The sequence below is a fragment of the Gilvimarinus sp. F26214L genome (assembly GCF_054401055.1).
This window is the reverse complement of record NZ_JBTIYG010000005.1, coordinates 131,990-150,798: the sequence shown is the minus strand read 5'-3', so window position 1 is coordinate 150,798 and position 18,809 is coordinate 131,990. Positions and strand designations below refer to the sequence as shown.

The following is an 18,809-nucleotide window of genomic DNA, read 5'->3' as shown; positions in this document are numbered from 1 at the left end:
CGTCTGAATTGGTGGGCGCGGAGGCTGCTACCGCTGTTGCTCCGACCGGTAATCGTTCAGTCCCACAAAGGTGCCGCCATTGCGCTGGGTTACTTCGCGCATCAGGGCGGCAAAGCGTTTGGCGGATTCCTGTTGATGAGGCGCCGCCAGTTGGAACAGAACCGGGAAGCCCACCCCGTGAATACGCACCAGCGGCTCCTTGCTCATGCCGCGCCGATTAATGCGGTCGATGGTGTCCGCCACCTGGCCGATGGAGTGATTGGCCATCAAGTCGTCGCCAAACACATAGATGCTGATCTTCTTGTCGGGATCATAAAAGGTTCGCACCGCCATCTGAATACCTTCCACCGGACTGGAGTTGCTAAAGGCATTCCAGTTTCGCAGTCTCTGCAAAATGGCGTCGCGCCGCCCCGGCGTGTCGGGAATCCATTTGTTCCGAAAGCTCGGGAACATGTATTCGCCCATGTCATTGAGCACCTGAAGCCCTTTTACCTCGGGATAAATATCCAGCACGTTCACCATCTCGTCCATCACCCGCGGCCACGCGTTCTCGAACATGCTGCCCGAGGTGTCGATGATGAAAATAACGTATTCGCTGTCGACGGGTATGCCTCCGATCAGGTCGTTCTGGCGGGTCATGCCTGCCAGCAGGCGCTCCATTTCTTCGGTCAGGGACTGCAGCGCAAGCTCCAACTCGCCCCGGTAGGTACTGCTGGAGGCTGTGGTTTGCGCTTCCTTGGCCTGCCGGGCCTCCAATTCCGCCAGTTCCGTGCGAAGGATGGCGATCCGCTCCCGTTCCCGGGAGAGCTGTTCGTGCTTGGCGTTCATGTCCCGGTTAAAGACTGCCGTTTCACCGCGGATCTCGAACAGCTCCTCCTGCAGGGCGGCCACTTTGCCGTCCAGGTTGACGGCCGTGGATTCCAGGACCAGGGGCTCCACGGTTTTGGCAATGATCAGCAGCAACACGATGGCGCCGAAGCCGCAGCAAATCACGTCCAGAAACGAGATGTTCAACTCGCCGCTGTCTCGTCGTGCCCGCCTCATGGCCAGTCCTCCGACGGGGTGAGGAAGGAGCCGCCGGTGTTCAGCGCCAGGTTCCAATAGGCCGCCGCGGCCATCGGATCGCCTTCCATGGGCAGCAAAATGACGTTGACAGGAACGCCGTAGGGAATCTGCTCCACCGCGCGGGCAAAGAGCTTTTCCCGCTCGCTCCCGGTCACCGTGCCCCGCCGGGGTCGTTCGCGGCCCTGGGTTGGCAGGCCGTCGGTGATCAGATAGATATTGTCCGGAGGCAGGTCGAACTCGCGCATGCCGTACAGCACATTCTCCAGGCTGGTACCTCCCCGTGGCACGACCTTCTGCAGATTGAGAACGGCCTCTTCCAGCACGGCGCCGTCACCGATGCTGAGCCAGGTTCCTTCGCTGTCGGCCTTGGTGGAGCTGTACTCGGTGTTGAAGGTATAGAGCTGAAAACTACTCTGCTTCGGTAGTTGCGCGGTCAGCCACTGCACGGTTTCCACCGTCCGCAGCCATTTGGGCGACAGGCGCTTGACCTCATCGGACATGTTGCGCCGCCGGATAATGTTGACCAGGGAATCGTCCAGCATGCTGCTCGACGCGTCCACCAGAATCAGTATGCGGGCTCCGCCCAATTTCAGCCCCGTCAGGTACTGGCGTTCTCCTTCACCCACAAACCGGCGGACGTCGTTTCCCTGCTGAACCCGCTGCTCCTCCAGCTCCTCCCGCCGCTGCCTCGCTGCTGCGAGCTGTGCTTCCAGGTCCTTGATCTGCTGGTCGTCCGCATTGTCGTCCAACTCGGCAATCCGCTCGCGGGCGGCGCGCAGGTTTTCGTTGATTCGGCGGGCCAGTCCCTGGGCCTCCGCCAACTCCTGATCCAGTTGCGACACTGTGTTGCGCGCCTTCACCAGTTGGTCGCGGCCGTCGCGAACATCTTCTTCCAGCATGCTGACTTCGGCCAGCAACTCCTGGTTTTCCACCTCCACCTGGGTGTTGGCGTCGTGTTTGATGATGAGAAAAATCAGTGCGACCGCACCGAAGCCGCAGGACATGATGTCGAGGAAGGAAAGACTGAAGGTGGAAAAACGATGCCTACGCCGAGCCATGGCCTTCCAGCACCTCGATGAGCAGCAAGGGATGCCGTGCGCCTTCAATCTCCAGGGAGTCGCCGCAGCCGAGCACGGCGTTGTCCCGCGCGAGCCATTCCCTGTCCGTCGCCCCATTTACCGTGATCGTGCTGCCGTTGAGGGGGAGGAGGGCGATGCCCTCACCCTGGCGGCGAAGGCTGAACTGAGCCTGGATGTCGCCGTGGCTGCTCACAACCTGTCGTCGCAGGTCCAAGTACAGAGGTTCTTCGTCGACCGGATACGCTCGGTCGCCGAGCAGCAAATGGGTGGCGTGGCGCTCCGGGGCCGAGTTCTCGGCAGGCGCAGGGGCGGAGGCTTTCGCCCTGGCGGGCAGCGCCTGCACAAAACTAAGCTGGCCCGGTTCACCCCTGATCAGTTCCTGGTTCTCTTCGATGCCCGCGAACACGGCCGTGCCCGGAAGGGCTTCGGCAGGAGAGTTGAGGGTCTGGCGAAAAATATCCGTCAGCCCTGGCAGCGCGTCCAGGCGATCACTCAGCAGCACTTGAGTCCCGGAGCCGTGCAGGTCGCCGGCCCGCTCGGCAATCTGCCTGTAGAGAGGTTCCACTGCGCGAATGAAAGTTTCCCGCGCGAGCTTGATGTTCTTGCCACCCACTTCCAGGAACTGCTCGCCGGATTTTCCGTAGTGGCGCATCCAGGTGGGCAGCTGATCATACAGTGCCTGTTCCGTCTCCGCACTGTGGAGCGGATCGAAGCGGGACTGATCGATGAACTGATCTGCCACCACCTTTGCCCAACGCTCGCGCAGGCTCAGCAGGCCCGCGTTGGGCAACACCTCCACTTGCTGCCGGCGCAGGTCACCGTCGCGCTGCAGCAGGGTGAAAACACATTGATGCAGCTGAAGGTCCACGTGCAGCACACGCCCGGCCGTGGCGTGGAGAGCGCTGGCGGCAACTGCGCTGTCAATCAGCCCAACAGCCTTGAAGGGACATTGACCGGCAATGCCGAGCAGAAGGGACATTTGCGTCCGGCTGAAACTGCCCGGCAGGGCAAAAACCACTTCCTGGCACTCGGGAATATCCTGATGCAGAGCGAGCAGGTGACTGAAGGCCAGATCCGCGTGATGGCGATGCTGATTGCTTTGAATCGGCAGAGGTTCGGCGCTCAGGCGGTGCCAGAACAGGCTGTTGGTCTGTAGCGGCTGGAGTCGGGACTGACGCATGGCTGCGTCGCCCAGCAACAGGCCCTTGCGATTGATGACGGCCATGCCCGGGCTTTCCGTAAACTCCGTCCCGCGGTCGCCCCCGGCGACCCGGACCCCGGCGTCGTTCAGTTCAATAATGCCAACGGTCATTGCTGTTCAACCCTCGGTGGCCAGGCTGGCGGAGTCGACAGACGTCAGGCGACCTGCGCCTGTTCGCGTACCCGCAGGTGGCGAATCAGTTTGTTGTCGAGAAAGTTCTGGGTATCCAGCACCGTTTTTTCCTGCAGCAATTGCAACTGATGGGAAAAGAACATGATGACGATACTGATTACCAGAGCGATAAAGGTGGAGTTGAAAGCCACACCCAGGCTAACGGTCACCCCGGCAATGTCCCCCTCCACCGCGCGATGGGCCTGCCCCAGTGCCTCGCCGATGCCGCGCACGGTCCCGATGAAGCCAATGGAAGGGATGGCCCAGGCGATGTAACGAACCATGGCCAGCTCGCTGTCCAGCCGGTCGGATTCCGTCTCGCAGACTTCCTTTACGGAGTGGGAGACATCCGCAATGTTGTGGGTGGACCCGAAACGCTGCAAGGCCGTCAGAAGAGCGCGGGGCACAAGCAGGTTCTGCTGCGAATCCGGCAGTGCCTGAATGGGCCGGGACATCTCCCGCGCATCCTCGGGCAGGATGCTGGTGCCCTCCGCCACGTTCAGCAGCGGTCGCTGGAACATCTGCCGTTCATCCAGCGCGCGCTTGGCTTTGTAGCCCATGATGGCCATGGCCCAGAACATGAGAACGAAGCAGGCCTCCTGTTCGTAGTCTTTCATCACGACGTACCAGGAGCGCTGGACCACATAATCCTCGCCGGCTTCCTGGCGATCGAGTTGTTCCTGCAGGATTGCATCGGCATTGGGCCGGATCATGGCCACGTAGATCGTGTGCACGATGATGAAGGACAGTATCAGCGCGAAGAGCTGATACAGAAATTCGATGTGGGTGGTTTTCTTCATCGCTCACTGCCCCGTGTTCTTTTAATTGACCACCGCACGAAGATTTTCATGCGGCACATATCTCCAGGCTGTCTCATGGGTTCCACATCCTGGATGCCACTGACATCCGGCAAAGCGGCCCTTAAATGTCGACCGGAAACGACACGGACAGGTCCTCAGAGATTTCCTCCGAAGGAACAAAGCGGTCGGAGCCACGCCGCGGCTCAGTGACTTCGGCCTCTTTATCCTCGGCGGAGGTTTCCTGGTCCTGCTCTGCCGGCTCTTCCGCCTTTTGTTGGCGGCTTTCCTCCGTCACAGGGGCCGACTCTTCCTCTTGCTGGGCCAGTGCCCCAGGGGAGAGAAACAGTAACCCGGCAACCACTGCACTGCGAATCATCAGTCTGCTCATTGGCAACCCGTGTCAGTGAATCAAGTATTCCGCCTTCGAAAACCCGGCCATTGCATGGCTTTCGAGCACCCGTTCAAACCCTTACTCTACAAAGCGCGCGATCCGGAATCCGAGATCGCTGCGACCTTGATCGCCGTAGTCCCGGAACGACAACCGCAGTTCCGTTACGCCTCCGTGAGCCCAGCTGGAGCCGCGAATCACGTGGTAGGAGCCCTCGGTGGGCCCCAATGGGTCCTGCTCCGCCTTGGTGGAAAGACTGACGGCGATCTCATAGAAATCGTTCACCCACTCGGACACATTTCCCGCCAGATCGTAAAGCCCCCTGGGGTTGGCGGCAAAACTTCCCACCGGGGCCGTGGCCGCATAACCGTCGTCATAAGCCGGCTGGACGTAGCCTACCAGGGGTGCGGCATTGCGATCCGCGATATTCACGCTTTTTTCCGTGGGCGGCAACTGCGGACCCCAGGGAAACTTCAGCATCTCGCCGTTCCTGTAGCGCGCGGCCCAGGCCCATTCCGCCTCGGTGGCCAGCCGGTAGCCGGTGGCCTCGGGATTGAAGCCGGTCACCGTGCCATTCTCCACCCGGTAAAAAGCGGGCAACCCTTCCTGCTCCGACAGCCAGTTGCAGTAAAGTGCCGCCTGCTGCCAGTTGATCCGTACCACCGGATAATCTTCGCCATCCAGGCTTTCCCCCTTGGCATGGCCGGACGAATGTTCCGGATCGAATTGCCGGTACTCACGGTTGGTGACTTCGTGAGTCCCCAGATAAAACGGGCGGCTGAGCGCCACATCGCGCATGGCCTCGTTGGCGCGGCGACCCTGTTCACGCCGGGAACTGCCCATGGTGAAGGTGGCTTGCGGACGGAACAGCTTGAGGTTCTGCCCGGCTTCGGTGGTAATGGTTTCGGGTATGTGTTCCCACTTGGCTTCCTCTGCAGTCAGCAGTTTCACCTCCAGGGACTGATCGAAGTTGGGGCGGGGCTGCACCGTGGTCTGATAATCCGCGTAGCCGTCCTTTTTGACCGCGATGCGGGTCTGCCGTGCCGGAAGTTCCAGGGTCTGGTTCGCCCGTCCCATCAATCGATCGTCGACGTAGAGCAGGGCGTCCTCAGGGGAGGCGGTCACCCGGACCTGCCCCAGTTTGGGAGTCAGTTGCAGTTCCACGCTTTGCTCGCGTCCGGATTCCACCTGCAATTGACTCTGGGCGGGCTCGTAGCCCTCTTTGAACAGGGTGATCTCGTAGCTCTTGCCGGGCGCCAGGGACACCTCCCGGGGAGTCAGCCCGTAATAGTCGCCGTTGACGGTGATGCTTGCCTGAGCCGGGCTGGACTCCACCATCACCAGCCCGTCGGCGGGCTCCAGTGCAACAGATGGTAGGGCCAGGGTCTCGCCGGCCTCCACTTCCAGAATTTCGTCCCATGCCTTATGGCCCGGCAGCTTCATGGCGACGCTTCGTTCACCCTCCAGCAACTCCGCCGTCAGGGGCGTCTCGCCGATCACCTGTCCGTCCACTGTCACCTCGGCGCCTTCGGGCTCGCTGCGAAGCTCCACATTCGCCCAGGCGGGTTCCAGTTCCACTTGCAGATCCTGGTGCTGATCGAGGCCCGTAATCTGGATCGAGCGGGAAAACGGTTTGTAGCGTTCCGTGACGATTTGCAACTGGTGCGCACCGGCGGGGAGGTCACTGATCACCTGGTTGAGGCTGCCCCTTTGTTTGCCGTCAATCCACACCTCGCCGGGTTCGTCCACGGGAGCTTTTACTGTCAGATGCCCGGGACGCTTCTCCAGCGCAAAGCGGAAAGTCTGGTTCTGCTCGTCTTCCACGTGAATGGAGGTTTGTACCGGGTGATAGCCCTCGGCTGTGAGGCTTAAACGGTAATCGCCGCCAAGGAGCAGATAACCTTCACCCACTGAGAAGTGCAGCCCGCCATCAAGGTCTACCCGGGCGTGTTCCGGCTCCACCTGGATAAAAACAGAGCGGGCGCTGAAGAGAAAACCGGCCACCAGCGCCAGCACCAGCAAGCTGACGCCGAGCACCAGATGGATGGGGCGAACGGGCGCACGCCGCCGTTTGAGCGGGCCGTGCAGGGGAGTGAAATCGGCGGGCTGAATCACCTCGCCGTGCGCAGGCAGGTCCTCCTGGCCTGGTGTACCGCTGGCGTTTCCTTCGCGCCGCGCATCCTGCTGTGCTTGCTCGACGCTGCTCATCCCTGGCTGATTTTCTCCTCACATTGGATGGTGATGGGACCGGGAATGGGCTGGGCGGCTGAAACGGTGAACTCCTGTCGGACATCCCGGTACCCTTCCCGCGTGCCAACCGCGGTATAGGTTCCCGGCTTCAGGGTCAGTTCGGTCTGTACAAAGCTGCCCAGCTGGCCCACCCGGTAGATGGTGACCTGGGTGGCATTGTCCGATTGGAATTGTACGGTGACCGGCTGCCGGGCGAGTTGCAGCGCCTCGGCCAACTGCTCCAGTTGCTGATTAAGGCGTGGGCCGGAATCGCGAATCTGCAGCCCCTCCTGGTAGAAAGCCTGATATTCGTCGTGAACGCTGGGGGTGTTGAGGCGCTCCGGCTTGGCCAGGATGGCCTCCAGCCTGCGATCAACATCCGCCCGTGTGCCCGCCCTGATCTTGCCGACCCGGGCTTCCACCAGGTTCTTGTCCAGCTTCAGTGCTGCTTCATATTGCTCCACGGCGGACTGCCACTGCTCCGCCGCCTCATGGGACCGGGCTTTCTGCAACAGGGCCTGCAGCCGGGTCTGTGTACTTTCGTTGCGGGCCTGGGTCAGGGCGGCCCTGGCATCTTCGGCGCCGGGCCGAAGTTCCAAGGCCTGTTCGAAGGCGGCAATTGCCGCGGGGTATTCGCTATTGCTCATGGCCGCAAAGCCGGTGGACATGTGGCGGCCGAAGTCGCGATCCGCAAGGGCCTGTTCGAGGTCCTGCAAGGCCTTCCGGGCCGGAGCGCTTTGGTCATCGAGCTTCAACGCCGCCAGGAACTCCTGCCGGGCGGCTTCCAACTCTCCTTTGCGTTGCAGTTTTTCGCCCGCATTGAGCCGCGCCAGTACGTCCTCCAGCACCCGCGCCCGTTGCAACCCTTCGGTGACGGCTCCGGCATCCGGCTTGATGTGGGCGGCCAACTGGAATTGCTCCTGAGCCCGGGAAGCATCACCGGCTTCGATGGCTTGCTCACCGCTGGCGAGGGCAGACCGATAGACCTCCTCGCTGCGTTCCAGCAACTGCTCGAATTGCGCGAGGCTGTTCTGGTAAAGGGACTGCGCCTCTTCGAAGGCTCGCTCCTGGTAGCGCTGGTCGCCTGTCTCGGCCAGTTCCGTGGCCCGGGCATAGTCCTCCGCCGCCCAGTGGCCGACGCCGATTTCCTCCAGGGCCTCCTGCTTTTCAAGCAGCTTTTGCAGTATGTCCTGTGCTTCCCGCCGCGCCTTGGCCAACTGTGCGTCCCGCCACGGGGATTCGCTGGGTCCGCGCACCTGCTCCTGGGCGGAGGGTTGCTCCGCTGTCTGGCGACTGACCTGGGGGCGTTCCACAGGCGTAACCACACCGGGCAGAAAGAAGACGACCGCCACCAGGGCAAGCGCAGACAGTCCCAGCCCGATGATCGCCCACCGATAGTCGCGCCATACCGCGCCCGGACCGGAACGGGACTGGCCCGCCTGTGGCTGCGCGTTCAGGGTCACTTCAAACGGCGCAATCGCGTCGTCGTCAGGAAGTTTTTGGTGCTTGTCTGCCATGGCTCGTCAAATATCAGTCTGATGAGGGTCTTTCTTGTTGCGGGCGCAGCGCCAGCATAGCGCAGCGCCCGGGCAGGAGTTTATTCCTGAACCCCGGAGGGTGCGGGCAGCGCACCACCCGTGTCGGCCCGGTAAATTTCTTTTAGTATTTCCCGCCACTGATCGTACTGGTTTTCTACTGTGCCGGACAAAGTAATGGAGCGGTCCTCCAGTTCAATCACGCGGGGTTGGATCTCGGCTTCGAGAGAGTCGCCAAGCTCCTGCAGGGCCTCGACGTGGATCTTCGCCTGCGAGCCCTTATCAAAACCACTTTTAACCAGATAGCCACCACCGATCAAACCAACGTGGCCAGCGGCGGCGGAAGACCCGCTGCTTCCCGCAGCGGCGATCCCCCCGAGAATGGCCGCCACGCCGGCGATGGTGCGGTTGCGCGCAGTGCGGCGCAGCTCCCGCATGGCCATGACCTCGGAATAGGTTTGTTTGCGCCACTCCTGATAAGGCCGGTCCATTTCCCGAACAAAATTTCCGTAATACTGCTGCATGGTATCCACAAACAGATAGTCCCGTTCCCGAATCCGGCGGATACGGGCCAGCATGGGGTCGTTCGCGGCGGGCAATCGCGTTATTTCATATCGCCCTTCATCGTTCTCACGGAGGTGGCCGCCGAATGCATCGGGCGCGAAATCCCGGGCGAAGCGCAGCTCGGAGATGGTGCGGATATCAACAAGCTGCTGGCCGTTCAGTTGCTCCCGGTACTCCCGCATGTCGTTGGCGATCTGATTGTAAACGCCTTGGAAGGGGTCGGCTTTCAACGCCGCACTGCCCAGGCGGCGTTCGTAGGCATACTTGCTTGCCAGACCCTCGTAGATTTTCTCGAACCATAGCCGACCGCTCGCATCGGTCACCTTGACCCGCAGAAGCAGCATCTCTCCATCGGATTGGATGATGTCTCCTTGTACGAGAACATCCACGGCGTCGTGCGCTTCCGGAACCACCCGCACAGCCCCCCAGGCGGCGCTGCTCTGCAGGGCCTCCATCAACTGATGGGGCATGAAGCGGGATTCGGCTTTGCGCACTTCGGGAAAAATCAGCAGGTCATCGTCATCGGGCACCAGGTCCAGTCCGGTGCCGAAGACCTGCACCCCTACGTCCAGAAGCTGATTCTCCGGCAAGGCGTCGGTTTCTCGATCCACCGCAACGTGGTTGGCAGTCTTGACGATCTGGCTGGAACACGCGCCCAGCAGACTCACCAGCAGACAGAAAATACAAAGCCACAGCCGCTGGTAGGGAGTCCGGGTCAGCGCGTCTGCTCTTTGTACTTGCGATACTCGTCCCATAATTTCTCTCGTAATTCGGGATCGTCCTCGTGCATGGCCGCTTCCCGGATCTGGCGGGCGACAACGTCATCATCATCGCCACTGGGAATGTCGGAGGGGGGCGCATAGGCCGCGTCGTTGGCCCGCCCCGGGCCACCTGCGTCAGATCCGTTGGGATGGCCACCCGCCTGGGCAACCGTTTGTTCCTCGCCGCCGGAGCCTGTCGAGCCGCCGGGCGGCATTGGAGCTCCGCCCTGGCTTCCGTCCTCATCACCCAGATCGCCTTCTTCGTAATAAGCCACGCTGCGATCGAAATCTTCCACCTGTTCTTCGCTGCCCTGTTCGCTCCCGTCGGTCAGCACTTTGCGGCGCTCACGGAGAATCATGCCATCGTAATCCCCCATGGAGCCCTCAAGTTGCCTGTCGAGGATCGCCACCCGTTCTTCGTAGCTGCTGGCGGAAGCGCCGCCTGGCTGGCCGGGTTCTCCCGTTTGTGGGTTGCCGCCGGGCGCCCCACCGGCAGAAGCGGTCTGGCCCGGCTGGCTCTGGTTTTGACCGTCGGCGCGCGCAGAGCTGCCGGTGGCGGTTTCCTCGGAAAAGTCGATCTCATCGGTGGGCGACTGCGGCCCCGCTTGAGCCGTGTCCGCGACCCCTTGATCAGCGCTGGCCTCGCCTGGCGATCCCGGCTGGGCGTCCCGGGCATACTCGGTACCGCCCTGGTCACCGGCTGGATCGCCTTGCGCTCCGGGTTGAGCGCCTTGCTGGCTCGCGTACTCTCCCGCGGCTGCGGGCGATTGAGTGCCGGCAGATTGCGTCCCTTGAGATTGGCTGCCCCCCTGAGAACCGCTCTGCCCCTGGGGAAGCGAAGCCTGGGAGCGGGAACCGGCGGTACCGCTCTGCGTCGCCGTTTGTTGTGGCGTACCAGACGGTGCACTGGCGCCGGGGCTGGACGCGCCGGGCGACGGCATGGATGAAGAGCTTTGCGAGCGGGACGAACTGGAGCTGCTGGAACTGGATTGGCTCGAGCTGGATTGGCTCGAGCTGGATTGGCTCGAACTGGACGAACTGGAGGCGCTCGGAGAAGAGGGCGAGGGCATGGATGTCTGTTGCTGCGGCGGTTGCGGCCGCGGGGAGTTGGTCTTGCACGCGCTCAGCAATGAGCCCGTCAAAAGAAAGGCCGTGACTACCGTGGTGACTCTCAGGCTGATCATGGGTGCACCTATTTGGCTGTGTCGGTCGTTTCGCTTCCGTTGGCTGTGGCGCCGGGTTTCACCAAGAGCTGATCCGGCTAATGTAGCCTTCCTTTCCTCCGCCCACAACCGGCTGAGCGCTGCGCCCCCCTGCCAAGCCCTGAGCGACTCACGACTCGCTGAATACGAACTTCTGCGTCTGCCCTTCGGTGTCGACCGGTTCGCCGTTGATCATGCGTGGGCGAAACCGGGTGCCCTCCAGGCTGCGCTTCACTTCGGCATAGTGTTCTTCGGCGTCCTCTGGCTGGGACTCCACGACCTCGATGTTCTTCGCCTCCCCGAAACGATTGACATCAAAACTGACTAGAACGTAGCGTATTGGTTCCGCTGCCTCATCTGTCTCTGCCGGCTGCTCCAGGTCGGATTCGATCAGGTCCAAAGCCGGCAGGGCCACCGGTTCGTCAAAAACCTTCTCCGCCTGCGCCCGTGTGGCTTCGTTGGCGGCAAGCTCCTGGTAAGCCTCCTTGTAGAGGTCTCCTGCGGTTTTTCTCCGTTCGAACAGCTGCTGCCAGTCGGCCAGTTCGATCTTGGCGTAAGCGGCGGCGCCGGGAGGTGCATCGGGGCTGTTGGAGTAGATCTCCACCATCTGTTCGATCGCCTGCTTGCCGTCCACATAGTTGTTGCGCAAGTACTGAGTCAGGCGGTTGTCTTCCTGTTCCACATAGGCGACCTGATCGGCCTGCAGGTCCCGGGCGACCTGCTCTCGCTCCAATACAGTGACCGTGTTTTCGCCGCGGTAGTTGGCGAAGAACCAGTTGGACATGACCACACCGCGCAAAGGTTCGATAAGCCGGAGGTCTTGCTGTCCATAAGTGCCTGTAATGATCTGGATGGCGTGCTGGAACAGGTCGTGGGCATCCACCAGCTGAGTCATGACCCGCCGCTGCGGGTTGAGCGCGTAATCGCTGATGTACCATTTACCCAGCCGATCGATCACTGGAAGCATGCGGGGATCTTCCGCCCCGTAGTTGCGCTTATGCAGCCAGTAAAGGTACTGGTGCCGCTTGTGGACCTCCTCCCACAAGCCGCGGGCTTTCAGGCTCTCCACCATGCGTTCGATGATTGGCACCTGGCTCAGGTCATAAAGGCCGTTGTTGATGCGACTGACATGCACGGCGCGATCAAAAATCGCGATGGCGTCGCGGTGCAGGCCCCGAAGCTGGTAGTTTTGCCCCAGGCCGCTGAGCTGTTCGGCCAGCCCGCTGCCCCACGCGCCTTGTTCTGCTTCCAGGCGCGCGATTGCGTCCCGAAAGTCTTCCACGCCCTCGGATGGGCGTAGCAGGGAACCCGTGGATGCAGGGGAGGCGGGGCTGAGCTGATCGGCTTCGGTGGGGGGCTGCTGGGCAAGCGCGGGAAGGCTGGCTGCGAGGCAGCCGGTGAGCACGTACTTTGCCAGCGCACCGACGAATCGCCGGGGCTGTCCTGCGCTGTCGTCTGACAAGGTGTACCCGCCCATGTGATCCAGTCCTCTGATCGGGTGAGCGTATGCCAATTGCTTTTCCATGACAAAGGTCTTAGGTTAGAGCTTGGTAGGCAACTTCAGTTCCAGGCCGGCCCGCTGCGCGAAATTGCTTCCGACCGACGGCGCGTTCCGTGCGCTGGCTGCAACTCCCCAGCGATGTGCAAGAAAACTACCCATTTCCGCCTCCGCGGGCATGAAAAAAGAACTGTGCCGCACGGTGGGCCCATGCGCATACAGGTCGACCCCGGCGGGCCGTTTTGGTGACTGAAAATGAACTTATCATCAGAGTTTAGCTCAACCACTGCCGCTCTTCGTGCGCCTCGCGTTGTGAAAATTACGAGGAGCCTGCTTTTTATTACAAGTGGAAATTTGCTGTGGCCCTGAATACGCGCAAAAACTGTGAGGCAGTGCATACAAGGCGAGCGCTTCGTTTGCCGCAACGACAGGAGCATGAATGAACGAGACTTCAGACGGGCAGAGCAGTGAGATGGTTCTGCGATTCAGCTGTGCGGACCAGCCCGGCATTGTCGCCACGGTTGCGGGTTTCTTCTGCGAGCAGGGATTCAACATCCGTGAGTCCTCCCAGTTCGAGGATCGCGACAGCTGCCAGTTTTTCATGCGCACCGTGTTCGAAAGCAGCGATGGCAAGGCAAAATCCCTTGCCCGCTTGCAGGAGCAATTCGCTTCTGTAGCTTCCCACTATGGAATGGATTGGGAGCTCCACGACCGAGGCTACCGGCCACGGATTCTGATTGCGGTGTCCAAGTGGGGACACTGCCTGAACAACATTCTGAACAGTTGGAAACTCGGCTCGCTTCCGGTGGAGATTGTGGGGGTGGTTTCCAATCACAACACCATGCGCGACCTGGTGGAGTGGTACGGTCTGCCCTTTCACCACTTCCCCGTGAGCCCCGGCAACAAGGCCGACCAGGAGGCGAAGATCCTGGATTTGTTTACGGATACCGGGAGTGATTTACTGGTGCTCGCCCGCTACATGCAAATACTGAGCGACGAGGCCTGCACCACGCTGGCGGGGCGAGCCATCAACATCCACCACTCGTTTCTCCCGGGCTTCAAGGGCGCGCGGCCCTACCACCAGGCCTACGCGCGGGGCGTCAAGCTCATTGGCGCTACCGCCCACTATGTCACCTCCGACCTGGACGAAGGCCCCATCATCGAGCAGGCTGTGGAGCGGGTGAGCCACGCCAACACGCCAGAGCAACTGGTGGAGATCGGACGGGATATCGAAGCCATCGTGCTTCAGCGCGCCGTTCTGTGGCATGTGGAGCATCGGGTGCTGCTCAATGGCAACAAGACCGTTGTTTTCAAACCGTGACGGCGGCGCCCATCGCCGCGCGCCGTCGGGCGAGCAGCACTTGCACGGGGTGGGGGACTGATCGCTCGCTGAAGCGCTCGGCCTGGCTGCGGCAGGAAAATCCGGTTGCACACAGTTCGGTGGGAGCGTCCGCCTCAACCTTCGGTTGCCAGGACAGGCGGTAGATGCGCTCAGACAACTCCGCATGGCTGGCCTCATGCCCGAAGGTTCCGGCCATACCGCAGCAGCCACTTTGTTCGACTGTCAGCTCGCACCCCAAAGCACCATAGATGGTCTGCCACTGCTTTGCACTGTCCGCGGCCAGTGCGGCTTCGCTGCAGTGGAGCAGCAGCCGAAAACGACCCGCGGCGAACAGATTACTGCACCGACGCAGGTGTTCTTCCTCTCCGGCCAGCCACTCCTGCAACAGCAGCACTCGTAACGTCCATCGCGCACCGAGCGTTTTGGGGTACTCGTCCCGAAAGGTCAGGGTCATGGAAGGGTCCAGACCCACAAGAGGCACCCCGGAAGCCGAGAGTTCTTCCAGTTCCCGTGCCGTGCGGCGGGCGGTTTTTTCGAATGCCTGCAAAAATCCCAGCACGTGCAGCGGCTTGCCGTTAAGGATGGAATCCGCCAGCCAGATTCGATATCCCAGGGTCTGCAGGAATGCGCACACATCGGGGAGCAACTGCGGATCAAAGTAACGGCTGAACACGTCCTCCACCAGGATCACCGAGCGGGCCTTTTCACGTGCACTCAGCTCGTTCAGGACAGACGCGCGCGCGGTCCCGACATTCATGCGGGCCAGAAGCCCGGCACGATCGCGACCTGTTTCCATGGCAGGCAACGCGGTGAGGCCCAGCGCGGACCGGGCAAAGAACTTCCCGGGGCGACTTTGTGTGGCCAGGTTGTAGAGGCGGGGAACGCGCGCGGCCACCGGCAGAATGGACTCCAGGCGCGCGATCAGGTGGTGCCGCAAGGGCCGCAGGTAGCGGCGAAAATAGTGATTGAAAAAGACGCTGCGAAAGGCGGCCACATCCACTTGCACCGGGCAGCCGGTCGCACAGGATTTGCACGCCAGGCAGTGATCCATCGAGTCGAACACCTCCTGGGAGAAATCCCCCTGGCCCTTGCCAGCCCAGGCACGGGCGCGGGAAAGAAAGCCCCCGCGCTGGCCGCGCTCATTGCGGCGGGCGGAGTAGTCTTGTTCGGCCAATTGACTCAACCACTCCTTCATCAGAGTGGCCCGACCCTTGGGTGAGTACTTCCGCTCCCGACTGCCCTTCCAGGAAGGACACATACTCTGGTCCGGGTCCCAGTTGAAGCAGACTCCGTTGCCGTTGCAGTGAACCACATCCGGGTAGTCCTCCCACACGGCAGCGGGAATCAGCCGGTCCCTTTTCCCGCGGGTGGCAACCTCGTCCAGCCGTGTCAGCGGGTAGGGGTCGCCCGGGGTCGCGATCTTGCCCGGATTCAGTTGATTGAATGGATCGAAAGCCGCTTTGATCTTCTGCAGCTGCGGGTACAGTTTGCCGAAAGTCTCGGGCACGTATTCAGACCGCAGGCCCTTGCCGTGCTCGCCCCACAGCAGGCCGCCGTATTTGCGCGTGAGCGCGAAAACCTGATCGGACACTTCCCGAACCGTTTGAGCAGCACCAGAATCGCGCAGATCCAGGGCGGGGCGCACGTGAATCACGCCGGCGTCGGCGTGACCGAACATCCCGTACTGAAGGCCCCGTGCGTCGAGAATAGCCCGAAACTCCTCGATAAAATCCGCGAGCCGCTCGGGCGCAACCGCAGTATCTTCCACAAACGGAAGGGGCCGACGATTGCCGGGGGTTCGCCCGAGCAAACCCACGGCTCGCTTGCGCAGCGTCCATAGCCGATTGATGGCATTCCGGTCCCGGGTGGTGGTAAAAAACAGCGGGTCAGCCTCACTGCTCTCCCTCAGAAGGAGCGAAATGCGGTTCAGCGCAGCGGACAACTCCGCTTCGGAGTGAGCGGAAAATTCCAGGAAGTTGACAGCCTTGGTTTGCTGCTGCGGGAAAAAATCTTCGAGCTCGGACCAGATGGAATCGCCCCGGGCCAGCTCCAGCACCTTGTCATCGATGGTTTCAATCGCCGTGGGCTCCGCTTCCATCAATCGGCGGCTGTCCCTCAGGGCGCCCACAAAACTACGATAGTGAATGATCGCCAGGCCGGTAAAGCGAGGCAGCAATTCCAGATTCACCACAGCCTCGCAAATGAAGCCCAGCGTCCCCTCGCTCCCGCAGAGCAGACTGTTCAGATCGAAGCGATCGTCCGTGCCGCGCAAGTGGGCAAGATCATAACCGCTCAGACTACGGTTGAGTGGCGGAAACACCTCCTGGATCAGTGCGCGCTCACTCCGCTCAACGTCGGCGGCCACGCGGTGAACTTCACCGATCCTGTCGTCGCGCTCGCAAACGGATTCCAGCTCCTTCGGTTCCAGAGGGCGGGACCTCCACCGGCTTCCGCCCAGAAAAACACTGTCGATCTCCAGCACGTGATCGCGGGTTTTGCCGTAGCGGCAAGAGCCCTGGCCAGACGCGTCCGTGTTGATCATGCCGCCGATGGTGGCCCGGTTGCTTGTGGAAAGATCCGGGGCGAAAAAGAGCCCGTAAGGTTTGACGGCTGCGTTGAGCTGGTCCTTGACCACTCCGGCTTCGACCCTGGCCCAGCGCTCGGCGACGTTGATCTCCAAAATCCGGTTCATGTGGCGGGACAAATCCACCACCAGGCCATTGCTCAGCGCCTGGCCGTTGGTTCCGGTCCCGCCGCCCCGTGGGCACAAACTGACCGAACGGAAAGCCGGCTCCTGGCTCAGCTGGGCAATGCGCACCAGGTCCTCGATTCCCGCGGGATAAAGCACCCCCTGGGGAAAACGCTGGTAGATGGAATTGTCAGTGGACTGTACCGCGCGGCTCGAGAAATCCAGGCTAATGTCTCCCGCAAAGCCGCTGTTGTGCAGAGCCTCGGCAAACCGCCGGTGGAGCGAGTCCGGCTTCGGCATGGAACGCAAGCTGGGCAGCATGGGCAGAGTTCGTCGCGCATAGAGGGAAAGTGCAAAGTCTGGCATTATCCAGCGGCCTTAACAATTCCCGGGAGAATCGAGTGCAGTATGACCATGTGATCATCGGCGGTGGCATTGTTGGTCTTTCCACCGCATGGCAACTGCAACAGCGCTATCCCGATCACAGGATCGTCGTTCTGGAAAAGGAGCGATCCCTGGCCTGCCATCAGACCGGCCACAACAGCGGAGTTGTCCATTCGGGCATCTATTATCCGCCGGGCAGTTTCAAGGCACGTTTTTGTCAGGCCGGCGCCAGGGCCACCCTGGAGTACTGCGCGACCAAGGGGATTTCCCAGCGGCAAATCGGCAAACTCATCGTTGCCACCAGCGCCGCCGAACTGCCCCGCCTCGAAGCACTCTACAAACGAGCCGGTGCGCACGAGCTCGGGGTCGAATGGCTGGACGCTGCGCGCCTCGGGGAAATGGAAACCAGTGTGAGCGGGCGTGCGGCGATTCATGTTCCCAGCACCGCCATCGTGGACTTCCCGGCCGTGGCCAGGCAGTTTGCTGCTGATTTCGAGGCCCTGGGCGGCCGCATTGTGACGGGTTGCCAGGTACACGGGCTCCAGGAAAACGCCCGGCACGTCATAGCGCACACCTCGTTAGGCGAATACACGGGCCGCTACCTGCTGGCCTGCGGCGGATTGCAGGCGGACCGCCTGGCCCGTGCCATGGGGCTTCCCGTGGACTTCCGCATCATCCCCGTGCGCGGCGAGTACTACCAGCTTCCACCGGAGAAGCGCGCGCTGGTGCGCCATCTGATTTATCCGGTCCCCGCTCCGGACATGCCGTTTCTCGGGGTTCACCTGACTCCCATGGTGGATGGCCGCCTGACCGTGGGACCCAATGCGGTGTTTGCATGGCGGCGCGAAAACTACGGCCATGGAACCGGCGCCGAGGGCGGCTGGCGTCAGTCCTTTCGGGATGCCGGCGACAGCCTGGGCTTTCCCGGCTTCTGGCGAATGGCGGCCCGCCACTGGCGTTTCGCCCTGGAAGAGGCTCGCAATTCCCGCTCCCGAAGCGCCTATCTGGAAGTGGTTCGACGCTACTGCCCTGAGCTCACCGAAGCGGATCTGCAGCCGAGCCCGCCCGGCATACGCGCCCAGGCCGTGACCCGTGACGGAGCCCTGGTGCACGACTTCCTGTTTGCCGAGTCCGCCCGCAGCCTGCACGTGTGCAACGCCCCCTCGCCCGCGGCGACCTCGGCCATACCAATTGGCGCCCATCTCTGTGATAAACTCGCCGCGTCCGGGCGCCTGTGAAGACCCGCGCTGCCACCCTGGCAGCTCTTACCCTGGCGGTTTCCGGTCCGAGGTATCGAAGTGAAATAGCCCGCAGTGATCAAGACGGGCGCGGTTGGGTGGTGATATGACAAGTCGGCAGCACATGGGCAACGCCATGAAAGAGGGAATGCGTCATCTGGCCAGCGGTGTAGCAGTTGCCGCCACCCGCGGCGGGGACGGCGTTCCCCACGCCATGACAATCACCTCCATTACCTCAGTCTCCGACGAACCCGCCTCCCTGCTGGTCTGCCTGCATCGCGAATCCGCCACCTGCAAATCCCTGGACAGCACGAATCAGTTCAGCGTCAGCGTCCTGCGCCAGGAGCAGCGAGGGATCGCCGATCGCTGTGCTTTTACACCGGAAGATGAAGATCGCTTCGTCGTCGGTCAGTGGCAGGACTACGGCGAGCAGCGACTGCCCTACCTCCCTTACGCCCTGGCCACCTTCATCTGCCGTGTGGCCCGAAAGGTCGACTACGGGACACACTCCATCGTCATCGGCGAAATCGTTGACGTAATCGTCGATCCCGAAGGCGGCCAACCCCTGGTCTACTGCCGCGGCACCTACGGAACGTTCGGGGAAGTCTGAATTTGTAACCGGCACGTTCAGTCCATCGAACCGTTAGAAGAATTATCATTTTG

Annotated in this window: 14 protein-coding genes; 3 read left to right on the top strand and 11 right to left on the bottom strand. The window is 61.7% G+C overall.

The features are described 5' to 3' along the window. Positions 1-27: 27 nt before the first annotated feature. From ACURWW_RS07460 to ACURWW_RS07415, 10 genes are all read right to left on the bottom strand, one after another. Positions 28-1,044: a VWA domain-containing protein gene (locus ACURWW_RS07460; protein ID WP_445616175.1), complete on the bottom strand. Its 1,017-nt coding sequence runs from the start codon at positions 1,042-1,044 to the stop codon at positions 28-30. After that, entirely contained in the window at positions 1,041-2,123 is a 1,083-nt protein-coding gene (locus ACURWW_RS07455; protein ID WP_445616174.1) for a VWA domain-containing protein, read from the bottom strand. The genes ACURWW_RS07460 and ACURWW_RS07455 overlap by 4 nt, the downstream gene beginning before the upstream one ends. Next, positions 2,110-3,456 carry a hypothetical protein gene (locus tag ACURWW_RS07450; RefSeq protein WP_445616173.1) on the bottom strand — a complete coding sequence of 449 codons (1,347 nt, stop codon included), beginning with the start codon at positions 3,454-3,456 and terminating at the stop codon, positions 2,110-2,112. Before ACURWW_RS07450 ends, ACURWW_RS07455 begins: the two co-directional genes overlap by 14 nt. Positions 3,457-3,500: 44 nt before the next feature. Then, on the bottom strand, positions 3,501-4,316 hold the full coding sequence (locus ACURWW_RS07445) for a MotA/TolQ/ExbB proton channel family protein (RefSeq protein ID WP_445616172.1): 816 nt from the start codon (positions 4,314-4,316) through the stop codon (positions 3,501-3,503). A gap of 121 nt (positions 4,317-4,437) precedes the next feature. Beyond that, a complete protein-coding gene (locus ACURWW_RS07440; RefSeq protein WP_445616171.1) occupies positions 4,438-4,704 on the bottom strand; it encodes a hypothetical protein in 267 nt (88 codons plus the stop codon). Between the two features lie 81 nt (positions 4,705-4,785). Further along, positions 4,786-6,912, bottom strand: a complete 2,127-nt coding sequence (locus ACURWW_RS07435) for a PEGA domain-containing protein (protein ID WP_445616170.1) — start codon at positions 6,910-6,912, stop codon at positions 4,786-4,788. After that, positions 6,909-8,450, bottom strand: a complete 1,542-nt coding sequence (locus tag ACURWW_RS07430; RefSeq protein ID WP_445616169.1) for a hypothetical protein — start codon at positions 8,448-8,450, stop codon at positions 6,909-6,911. The genes ACURWW_RS07435 and ACURWW_RS07430 overlap by 4 nt, the downstream gene beginning before the upstream one ends. A gap of 80 nt (positions 8,451-8,530) precedes the next feature. Next, on the bottom strand, positions 8,531-9,787 hold the full coding sequence (locus ACURWW_RS07425; protein WP_445616168.1) for a hypothetical protein: 1,257 nt from the start codon (positions 9,785-9,787) through the stop codon (positions 8,531-8,533). Continuing rightward, a complete protein-coding gene (locus tag ACURWW_RS07420; protein ID WP_445616167.1) occupies positions 9,748-10,977 on the bottom strand; it encodes a hypothetical protein in 1,230 nt (409 codons plus the stop codon). The genes ACURWW_RS07425 and ACURWW_RS07420 overlap by 40 nt, the downstream gene beginning before the upstream one ends. A 148-nt stretch (positions 10,978-11,125) precedes the next feature. After that, on the bottom strand, positions 11,126-12,520 hold the full coding sequence (locus tag ACURWW_RS07415) for an energy transducer TonB (protein ID WP_445616166.1): 1,395 nt from the start codon (positions 12,518-12,520) through the stop codon (positions 11,126-11,128). 412 nt (positions 12,521-12,932) lie between these two features. Here ACURWW_RS07415 and purU point away from each other — a divergent pair, with 412 nt between their 5' ends. Further along, positions 12,933-13,814, top strand: a complete 882-nt coding sequence (gene purU / locus ACURWW_RS07410; RefSeq protein ID WP_445616165.1) for a formyltetrahydrofolate deformylase — start codon at positions 12,933-12,935, stop codon at positions 13,812-13,814. Here the strand turns inward: purU and ydiJ are convergent. Beyond that, the gene (gene ydiJ / locus ACURWW_RS07405; protein WP_445616164.1) at positions 13,804-16,890 is read right to left on the bottom strand and encodes a D-2-hydroxyglutarate dehydrogenase YdiJ; all 3,087 of its coding nucleotides are present in this window, start codon (positions 16,888-16,890) and stop codon (positions 13,804-13,806) included. The two genes, purU and ydiJ, sit on opposite strands and share 11 nt — an antisense overlap. A 35-nt stretch (positions 16,891-16,925) precedes the next feature. Here ydiJ and lhgO point away from each other — a divergent pair, with 35 nt between their 5' ends. Further along, on the top strand, positions 16,926-18,146 hold the full coding sequence (gene lhgO / locus ACURWW_RS07400) for an L-2-hydroxyglutarate oxidase (RefSeq protein WP_445616163.1): 1,221 nt from the start codon (positions 16,926-16,928) through the stop codon (positions 18,144-18,146). A 106-nt stretch (positions 18,147-18,252) separates the two neighbouring features. Continuing rightward, positions 18,253-18,756: a flavin reductase family protein gene (locus ACURWW_RS07395; protein ID WP_445616162.1), complete on the top strand. Its 504-nt coding sequence runs from the start codon at positions 18,253-18,255 to the stop codon at positions 18,754-18,756. The last annotated feature ends 53 nt before the right edge of the window (positions 18,757-18,809 follow it).